Source organism: Nonomuraea sp. NPDC001684 (assembly GCF_053596515.1).
On the sequence record NZ_JBSFGJ010000364.1, the window covers coordinates 1 to 9,455 of the forward strand.

General features: G+C 71.8%; 8 protein-coding genes. 1 reads left to right on the forward strand and 7 read right to left on the reverse strand.

All coding sequences use genetic code 11. The features are described from left to right. Positions 1–25: 25 nt before the first annotated feature. Complete coding sequence (locus tag ACWCSD_RS39780; protein ID WP_449922629.1) at positions 26–2,323, reverse strand: ATP-binding protein; 2,298 nt, start codon at positions 2,321–2,323, stop codon at positions 26–28. A 122-nt stretch (positions 2,324–2,445) separates the two neighbouring features. On the opposite strand from ACWCSD_RS39780, the gene ACWCSD_RS39785 reads away from it, so the two are divergent. Beyond that, positions 2,446–2,733: a hypothetical protein gene (locus ACWCSD_RS39785; RefSeq protein WP_449922631.1), complete on the forward strand. Its 288-nt coding sequence runs from the start codon at positions 2,446–2,448 to the stop codon at positions 2,731–2,733. A gap of 69 nt (positions 2,734–2,802) precedes the next feature. Here the strand turns inward: ACWCSD_RS39785 and ACWCSD_RS39790 are convergent, their stop codons facing one another. The 6 genes from ACWCSD_RS39790 to ACWCSD_RS39815 all read right to left on the reverse strand — a co-directional run bounded on the left by ACWCSD_RS39790 (position 2,803) and on the right by ACWCSD_RS39815 (position 9,112). Beyond that, a complete protein-coding gene (locus ACWCSD_RS39790; RefSeq protein ID WP_449922633.1) occupies positions 2,803–6,060 on the reverse strand; it encodes a BTAD domain-containing putative transcriptional regulator in 3,258 nt (1,085 codons plus the stop codon). Positions 6,061–6,549: 489 nt separating this feature from the next. Then, positions 6,550–7,380 carry an alpha/beta fold hydrolase gene (locus ACWCSD_RS39795; protein ID WP_449922635.1) on the reverse strand — a complete coding sequence of 277 codons (831 nt, stop codon included), beginning with the start codon at positions 7,378–7,380 and terminating at the stop codon, positions 6,550–6,552. Between the two features lie 37 nt (positions 7,381–7,417). After that, a complete protein-coding gene (locus ACWCSD_RS39800) occupies positions 7,418–7,615 on the reverse strand; it encodes a hypothetical protein (protein ID WP_397162657.1) in 198 nt (65 codons plus the stop codon). Further along, positions 7,551–8,246 carry an alcohol dehydrogenase catalytic domain-containing protein gene (locus ACWCSD_RS39805; protein ID WP_449922637.1) on the reverse strand — a complete coding sequence of 232 codons (696 nt, stop codon included), beginning with the start codon at positions 8,244–8,246 and terminating at the stop codon, positions 7,551–7,553. Before ACWCSD_RS39805 ends, ACWCSD_RS39800 begins: the two co-directional genes overlap by 65 nt. A 39-nt stretch (positions 8,247–8,285) precedes the next feature. Then, a complete protein-coding gene (locus tag ACWCSD_RS39810) occupies positions 8,286–8,756 on the reverse strand; it encodes a transposase (RefSeq protein WP_449922639.1) in 471 nt (156 codons plus the stop codon). Further along, positions 8,753–9,112, reverse strand: coding sequence for an IS110 family transposase (locus tag ACWCSD_RS39815; protein WP_449922641.1), 360 nt, complete (start codon positions 9,110–9,112; stop codon positions 8,753–8,755). The genes ACWCSD_RS39810 and ACWCSD_RS39815 overlap by 4 nt, the downstream gene beginning before the upstream one ends. Positions 9,113–9,455: the final 343 nt, after the last annotated feature.

A 9,455-nucleotide genomic window follows, 5' to 3' on the forward strand; every position in this document is an offset into this window, starting at 1 on the left:
CGAGCCGTTCGCAGATCTCCTGAGCCTAGCGCAGCGGCGAGCGCGCCTCGCCCCCGCGCCGCGCGCGGCGCAGCCACTCGCCGTACAGCAGCTCGGTGCGGGCGCGTTCGAACGGCCGGCCGCCGCGCCGGTGCAGCCTTACGGCCTGCGCGTAGTGCTCGCCCGCCTCCCCGGCCGGGCCCAGCAGGGCACGGCAGCGCAGCGCGACCGCCTGCGCCCACGGCTGCCGGCCCGCCTCGGCCCACGCCGCGAACCGGGCATGGGCCCCCGCCGCCCGGTCCGCCGCCTCGACCCGGACGGCCGCCTCCACCAGATCGGGCGCGGCCGAGACGGCACTCACCCCTTCGATCTCACGAAATGCCTGCTCATACCGCCCGAAAGTGAGATGAAACAGTCCCCGATGGACGGGATCGGAGCCGTGTTCCGGGCCGCCCTCGATGGCCGCGATCCGGGCGGTGATCGCGGTGAGCTGCCCGATCCGGTGGCTCTGCCCGGTGTCCCTGGCCAGGTCGACGGCCTCGGCCACGGTCGCGGCGGCGTCACGGTGCCGGCCCGCCATCAGCTGCGCGTGCGCGAGCGCGTGCAGGGTGACCGGCAGCGCGCCGGCCAGCCCCTCGTTCCTGCAGCGGATCACGTCCGCGGCGGCCAGCTCGGCCACGGCCTCGTCGTCGCCGAGGAACAGCGCGACGCCGACGACGAAGATCCGGGCCAGGGCGTCGTCCAGCGGATTCGTCCGGGCCTGGGCCACCAGCGCCGTCAGGGCGGGCAGCGCGTTCGCGTGATCGTCGTCGGCCAGCCCCGCCAGGGCCTCGATGGCGCGCGCCGTAGGGCCGGCGAAGGAGCCCGCGAGCCGGGCCACCCGCCGGACGGCGTCGATCTCGCCCGCCGGCCAGGCGTTGCTCGCCGCCATGGTCAGCATCGTCAGGGCCAGGCCGGGATCGTCGCGCAGGATCGTCTGCGCACCGTCGGCGAGCACCTGTGCGGCGCCCCGCGGCGTGCCGCGCTCGAACGCGACGCTCGCCCGGACCAGCGCCAGCCCCGCGCTGTGCCCGCCCAGCTCGGCGGCGCGTTCCGCCAGGGCCGCGGCCTGCTCGGTGCGTCCGCCGGCGACCGCGGCCCGCGCGGCCAGGGTCGTCCGCCGCGCCCGCTCGGCCCGGTCCGGGCTGAGCAGCGCGGCCTGCTCCAGAATCGACGCGGCCGTGGCCATGGCGCCACGGCCGCGCGCCGCCACGGCCGTCTCCTCCAGAAGGGCGGCGATCCCCTCCTGCGGCCCGGTCGCGGCGGCGGCCAGGTGCCAGACCCGCCGCTCGGCGTCCACGACGGCGGCCAGCGCCTCGTGCGCGGCCACGCGCAGGCCGAGCGGGGCACGCTGGTAGGCGGCGGACCGGACCAGCGGGTGGCGGAAGGCGATCGAAGCCCCTGTGATCCGCAGCAGCCCCGCCTTCTCGGCGGCCTCCAGGTCCGCGACGCCGCCGCCGAGGGCCCGGGCCGCCCGCAGGACCGTCCCGAGATCGCCGCTCCCCTCGGCGGCGGCCACCAGCACGGCCAGCCGGGCACGCGCGGGCAGCTCGTCGATCTGGGCGCCGAACCCGGCGACGACGCGATCGGTGGCCGGCAGCGCGCCCGGCATCACCTCGCGCCCGGCGCGCTGCTCCGGACTGAGCCCGGCGGGCAGCTCGATCAGCGCCAGCGGGTTCCCGCCCGCTTCCCGGACGACCCGATCGCGTACCGAGGAGGCCATCGTGGAGAAGCGCTGCGCGAGCACCTCGGCCGCCGCGGCCTCGTCCAGCCCGCCCAGCCGCAGCTCGGGCAGGCCCGGAGCGTCGAAGGCGTCCCGGGCCGCGAACACCATCGCGACGCCGTCGGCCGCCAGGCGGCGCGCCGCGAACAGCAGCGCGTCGGCGGAGGCGGCGTCCAGCCAGTGCGCGTCGTCGATCAGGCACAGGACCGGCCGTTGCGCGGCCAGCTCCGACAGCAGGCTCAGGACGGCGAGACCGACCAGGAACCGGCTCGTGCCGGCGGCGTCGGCCAGGCCCAGCGCACCCCGTAGCGCCGCCGCCTGCACGCCGGGCAGGGTGTCGAGGCGGTCGAGCACGGGACGCAGCACCATCTGCAGACCCGCGAACGGCAGCGACGTCTCGGCCTCCACCGCGGTCGCCCGCAACACGCGAACCCCGCGGGCCCGGCGGACGAGCTCCTCCAGCAGGGCCGACTTGCCGATGCCCGCCTCGCCGCGCAGGACCAGGACGCCGCTCTGCCCCGCCCGCGCCCGTTCGAGCAGCCGCGCGGCCTCGCCGAGTTCCTTGTCCCGCCCCCGTAACATGCGAAAAATCTACCCATACGCCGCAAAGGGCCCAGACCCGAGGGTGTCCGGCCGGGAACCCCGCCTCCGGCCACATCGGCTTCGCCGAACGCCTGCGCAGCGAACACGGCGTCCCCGTCTTCGTGCACGCCGGCGACGCCGTCCGCACCCGCACCCGCACCCGCACCCGCACCCGCACCCGCACCGGAGAAAAGCCCAAAACCGCACTCGGCCCCATGCGCCTCGGCCCGACCCTCGGCTTCTTCGCCTACTCCCTCCGCAAGAACGGCCTGCGCACCCGCTACGTCAGCGAAGTCCCCGAGATCGCCGACGGCGACATCCTGAACCTGCCCGGCAAGCCCCCCTTCCCCCACGGCGCCCCCTGGCGCACCTCACCGGCCCAGGTGAGCCAGGCCGTCAAAAACAGCTGACAACGCGGGAACAGCCGCTTCGCCCCCCTACGACGGCGATCACCTGGCCAACGTCTGCCGCATCACCCGCTAGAAGGACGCACCCAACGCGGTCGCCCGCGACCGGGCCTCGGCGGCCCAATGAGGAGCGTTCCACCGGTCCGCGACGACGGCGGCCCGAGCGAAGTGCGCCGCGGCCTCAGGACGACCCAGGAAAACGGCCAGCTCACCGAGAGTGTGAGCCACCGGGCGCAGCGCCATCGACAGACTCTCCGCACCCGCCGGAGGACCGTCACGATACGCAAGCAACACCTCGTAGATCTCCTCGGCGGCGTCCCGATCGTCCAAGGCCACGACGGCCATCGCGCGCAACGAGGTGAGGAACGTGAAGAAGAAATCCCGACGAATCGGACCAGGGGGCGTGCGAACCTCCCGGGCCTCGACATCCAGCCCGTTGGCGTGCAGGGCCAGCGCCAGCAGATCCGACGTCATCGAACCCAGCACGGCGTGCAGAGCACGCACCTCCTCCAGATGCCCACCCAGCGTGCCCTCGTTCAGCCAGATCGTGGCCAACGCCAGCTGAACAAAACCCACAGCGTGCACCGACCCGATCCGCCGCATGCCCTCGCCGGCCTCCACATAAAGAGCCTCGGCATCGGCGAACCGGCCCTCGACGAGCGCCAGACCCGCCAACGTGATCTCCGCCACCGCGATCGCCTCACGCATCCGATACGCGCGCGCAAGCTCCAGAGCCTCCCCGATCACCCGACGCATCGTCACAGGATCATTGGCCGCAGCCGCGACACCGGCATGATTGAGCAGCCCGGAGACACGGTAAACCGGCAGGTCGTGCTCGACCCCGATCTCCACCAGCTCCCGGCACAACCCCGCATCACCCAGAACCTCGGCCAAGATCTCCAAAGCCGCCGCCCGCAACCGGGGATCGGAGGCGAGAGCGAGCGCCTCCCGCGCCGCCTCCACCACCGACGGATCATCCTCGCCGACCAGCTCGTGCGCATACGCCGACAGCAACCGCGACCGCACCGAAGGAGCCAACTCCCCCTTCAACAGCCCACTCAGACGATCGACCACAGGCCGATCCACCGTGCCGTACGCACGAGCCTGCCACGGGGTCGGCTCCGTCCACGCCGTGAACGCCGCGATCATCAGATCCACACGCCCCAACGACTCCGCGTACTCCACAGCCACACGCCGCGTCTCACGGGCCGCAGCGACGGCCCCCGCCCGGATCTGCGCCCGCAACAGCCTGCCGAGCAGCTCCACACGCTCCTCCGGCCCGGCCGAAAGAGCCACCGCATCAGCCAGAAGATCGGCCGCCACATCATGGGCGTAACGCGCCTCGGCAAGCTCCGCGGCCCGCACACAATAGCCGACAGCCTTCGGCGAGCCCGCCCGCGCGAAATGATGAGCCAGCGCCGCGACATCGTCGCCCCCCTCAAGAGCGGCGCCGATCCGGGCATGCATCCGAGTGGCACGCAACCCGCTCAGATCAGCGAGAAGCGTGTCCCTCACAAGAGCATGCACAAAACGGACCAGACCGGGACCAGGCTCATCCAGAAGCCCCGCGACGACCCCCGCCTCCAACGCGTCCAACACCCCGTCCTCGTCCACGTCAGCAGCCTTGACCAGGACGTCCACCGAACTCTCCCGGCCCGCCACCGCAGCCAGCCGCAGAACCGACACCCCACCCGCCGGCAAACGCGCCAGCCGGCGCCGCAGCACATCCCGAACCCCCTCGGGAACCTCCGACAACGCCACCAGCGCACCCTCACCGCTCAGCAACCGGGCGCTCTCCCGCACATAGAACGGATTGCCCCCCGTACGCTCCGCGATCCCCGCCACCGTCTCGTCATCGGCCTCGCACTCAGCCCGCACGAGCCGCGCCACGGCCTCCTCGTCCAACCCCGGCAACGCCACACGGACAGGCGCCACCCGCGCCAGAGAGGCCAGCGTCTCGCCGAGACGCCCGCCCTCCTCCGCACGGTACGCCACCACCACCAGAACCGGCGCCCGCAGCCCCACACAACCGCCCAGCAGCTCCAACGTGGCCGCATCCGCCCCATGCAGATCATCCAGCACCACGGCCACCGGACGCTCCGAGGCGACCGTCGCAAGCCACCGCCACACGGCCCGACGCAGACGGAACCGCCCAGCGGTGGCGTCGCCGTCCACCGGCCCGCCCTCGGCCAGCAGCGGCGCCAGATCGCGCGCGAACTCACCAGGAGACGCGGACGCGGCAACGGCGCCCAGCACCTCGCTCCACGCCCACGCAGGCGGCGCACCATCGACCTCCGGGCAGCGACCGACGGCCACCAACCACCCCTCACGCTCCAGCCGCCTGCCGAAATGATCCAGCAACGTCGACTTGCCGAGCCCCGCCTCCCCGGTGACACAGGCGACCCGAACTCCATCCGTCACCGCCTCGGCAGCGGCCGCGACCAACGCCGACAGCTGCGCCTCACGTCCGACGAACGACGCACCGATCACCGGAACCGGCCCCTCGGCGGCGGCCACCTGCGGCAGCGGCGCGACCGGCGAAACCGGCGAAACCGGCGCAGGCACGGTCGCACGCAGCACCTCCATGCGCCGAGTGAGAATCGCCTCCTCCAACGCCACCAGCTCAGGACCCGGATCAAGCCCGAGCTCCTCAGCGAGAATGCCACGAGCACGGCGCAGCGTCGCCAGCGCGTCCGCCTGACGGCCACTGCTCCACAACGCCAAGGCGTGCAACCGCCACCCCTCCTCACGAAGAGGCTCCTCACGGGTGAGCCGCTCGGCCTCGGCAACCACCACAGCCGGATCACCGACACGCAGACCCGCCGCCACATGCAGCTCGGCAGCCACCGAACGCAGTTCGTTCAACCGCGCCGTCTCGGCCGCCGCCCACGGCTCGTCCGCCACCTCGGCGAACGCCGGCCCCTGCCACAACCCCAGCGCCTCACCCAGCCGAGCCCGCGCGACACCCGCGTCACTGTCCGCACGCGCCCGCCCCAGCAACCCCTCGAACCGCCAGGCGTCCACCGCCTCCGACGGCAACCGCAACGCATAACCCGGCGCCGCACTCACCAGCAACCGAGCCGGCGAGCGCGGCGGACGCCCAGGCTCCAGCAACCGCCGCAGGTTCGACACGTACGCCTGCAACGACAACAACGCCCGAGCGGGCGGCTCCCCACCCCACAGATCCTCGATCATCCGATCGACCGGCACCACCTGCCCGCGCGCCGCCACCAGCAACGCCAGCACACCCCGCTGCCGCGGCCCGCCCAAGGGAACCGGCTCGCCGCCGACCTCAGCCGCCAGAGCGCCCAGAACCCGAATGAAGACCATGATCTGCACATCGTATGCGGACGTCCCGAATGACCTGCAAACACCTAGGAGCAGGCTGAACACCTCCCAACCGGCCAAGGACGGGACCAGCCCAACGCCCCCCAGGACACTCCGGCACGTCACCGACCGCCTCCACGGCCAAACCCCTTCTCCGGCAGCACGCTCGCCGCGCACAACAGCAGCCCGAGCGTGTCGACCGCGATTTACCGCTTCCGCCCCCTTGATCTTCTTGCCTGCGCCGTACCCGCAGGCTGTCGCGCCGACGGTCTCGGCCGCCTTGACCGTCTGGGAATCGATGCACCCGGCCGTGGGCAGCTCGCTGTTCGCCCTGGTCGTGTCCAGCCGGGAGTGGTGTTCATCAGGTCCTCGCTTGTGAAACGCCGGCGCCCCGCAGACCGAGGAAGACGGACGAGCCAGAAGCTGCCGACAGGGACGGTAGCCGATCGGGAAGGCCCAGCCCGGCGCAGGGCTGGGCCTTCGAGCGCAACGTCAGCGGGTGGCGTAGTAGGCGGAGAGGATCTGCCGGACGACCGTGTCGGGGCGGGACATCATCACCACGTGCGAGGCGCCGGAGACCTCTTTGACCTTGCCGCCTGCCCGCTTGGCCATGAAGCGCTGCACGGCCGGCGGAATCACGTTGTCCTGAGTGGGGATGACGAACCAGGACGGCACGCTCTTCCAGGCTGGGATGCCGCTGTGCCCGGACAGTCCGCCCACGCTGCCGGGACGCTGGGTGGCGGCCATCAGCCGGGTCTGCGAGGCGGGTAGATCGGCGGCGAACACCTCCCGGAACTTGGCGGGATCGATGTAGCCGTCCGTCCCGCCCGGGTAGGGGCGCGCCACGAGCGCGGGGGGCAGCTTGCTGCCGGGGAACTTTCCGGCCAGCTCCAGCGCAGTCTCACCCTCGTCGGGCGCGAAGGCGGCGACGTAGACCAGGGCCTTGACGTTGTCGTGGCCGCGGGCGGCGTTGGTGATGGCCGCGCCGCCGTAGGAGTGGCCGACCATGATGACCGGGCCGGGAATGGTGTCGATGATGCTGGAGACGTAGGCCGCGTCGCCTGCCAGGTCGCGTAGCGGGTTGGCGGCGGCGATCACCGGGAAACCCGCCTTCTGCAGGGCGGCGATGATGGCGTTCCAGCCGGAGGAATCGGCGAACACCCCGTGCACCAGCACCACAGTGGGTTTGGCCCGCGTACCCTCGGTGGCTGCCGTCGCCGATTGCTCCGCCGAGGCGGGTGCGACGGTTCCGGTCAGGCCGAGCGTCAGGGTGAGCGCGGCGAGCAGCAGGCTCAGGCCGCGGCGCTGGGAGCGGATGGTCATGACGGTCTCTCCTCGGGTTCGTGCCGGTGAGGCGTTATCACGGCACGAGCATCGGCCGCCGGGGCGCGGGCGTGACCAGACCCGCTCGCTCGGCCTCCAGCAGCTCGTACGGCGACAGCTCGGCCCGGTGCTGCAACCGGTCGCCGTCGAGCGCGGCCACCAGCAACGTCCTACGGATGTGCGGCGCCAGCTCCAGCAGCCGGCCCGCGAACCCGGTCTCCAGCCTGGTCCGCAAGGAGCTCCAGCTTGTCGGCGGCGGTGTCCACGGCGATGACGGTGGTCGCCGCGCTGAGCGCTCGCAGAATCTGGATGGCCATCTGGCCCAGGGTGCCCGCCCCGATCACGACCGCGGTCGAGCCCGGCCCCAGCAGGTGCAGCGACCGCTTGACGGCGTGGTAGCTGGTCAGCCCGGCGTCGCTGAGCGGCGCGGCCTCGCGGGGATCGAGGGTTTCGAGCGGGATCAGGAATCGTGATGCCGGGACCAGCAGGTACTCCGCCATCCCGCCGTCGTGACCGCCCAGGCCCCCGCCCATGCCGGCGGTCTTCTCGCAGTAGTTCTCCCTGCCCTCCCGGCAGTTGGGGCACAGGCCGCAGCCCCAGGGGCCGTAGACGATCACAGGGTCTCCGGGCGCGAACCCGGTGACGCCTGGTCCCGGCGTCTCCACCCAGCCGGCATTCTCATGGCCGAGCGTGAAGGGCAGCCTGGTGGCGACCGGTGGCGCGGGTGCCTGCATGATGTGCAGATCGGAGTGGCAGGCCCCGGCGCTCCCGATCTTCACCAGGACCTGCCCCGGGCCGGGCTCGGGCACCGGCACCTCGCGCAGCTCGGGAGGTTCTTGCCATTCGACGAGTTGAAAAGCCCGCATAGCAATCCTTGTGCGCATACGTGGATGCTCCTATTGATGTCAATCGTTGGGACCTTGATCGTTTCTGGTGATGATCTGGTAGAGCTCGCGGGCGATGTAGCGCTTGAGACAGCGGATGATCTCTTTCTTGGACAGGCCGTCTTTGGTGCGTCGGTCCATGACGGCGCGGGTGCGTGGGTCCCAGCGCAGGCGGACGAGGGCGATGCGGTACAAGGCCGCGTTGGCTTGGCGATCGCCGCCGCGGTTGAGGCGGTGCCGGTGGGTTTTGCCGGAGGAGGCGGGGATCGGGGCGACGCCGCAGAGCATGGCGAAGGCAGCTTCGGAGTCGAGCCGGTCATGGTTCTCTCCGGCGGTGACCAGGAGTTGGCCGGCGGTGTCGGGTCCGACGCCGTGCACGGCGAGCAGGGCGGGGTTGATGGCGGCCACGAGAGGTTCCAGCAGCTCGTCGAGGTCTTTGATCTCTGAGGTGAGCTGCTGGTGGCGGCGGGCCAGGCAGACGAGCGCGATCATCGTCGCGGTGGCTGGGTCGTGGGCGTGAGCGCGATCGCGCGAGACTTGCCGTGGAACCGTCGAGTCTTGCGGTCGGGCCGGTCGATCTCGATCACGTCGATGTGTTCGGCTTGCAGCAGGCGGGTGAGCCCGGCTCCGTAGACGCCGGTGCCCTCGACCCCGATGCGCGTCAGGTGCCCGAAGGTGCGCATCCAGGTCAGCAGGGCGGTGTATCCGGCGGGGGTGGCGGGGAACTGCTCGGTGCCCAGCACTTTGCCGACCGGGTCGATCACAGCGGCGGTGTGGGTGTCTTGGTGGGTGTCCACACCGCCGGCGACTTCGGCGAGCGGCGCGTCGTGGGGTGTAATGGGGGTCATCGTCGTCCTGTCGTCTTGACCGGGGGCAGGGCGGCACGCACCGGCCGGGCAAGGCGGACAAGACAGTGATGGGGCCTCTGGCCAGGCTCCTATGAAGTCACAGGCGCCACGTCCGGTGAGTGCACGTGAGCGCCTCCCCGTCAAGGCCGACAGATCCCGTTGAGGACCCAAGGTCAGTCAGTCGCTGGGTCAAACCCTGGCGGGGAGGCGCTCATCTACATCATCACTGTCAGTCGCGGATCCCGTCGATGTCGACCAGGACGTGGCGCGGGCCACGGAAGATCTGGTTGTGGCGGTACGGCGGCGGGTCGGCGACGAGCCGTGGGTTCTCCACACGGCGGAC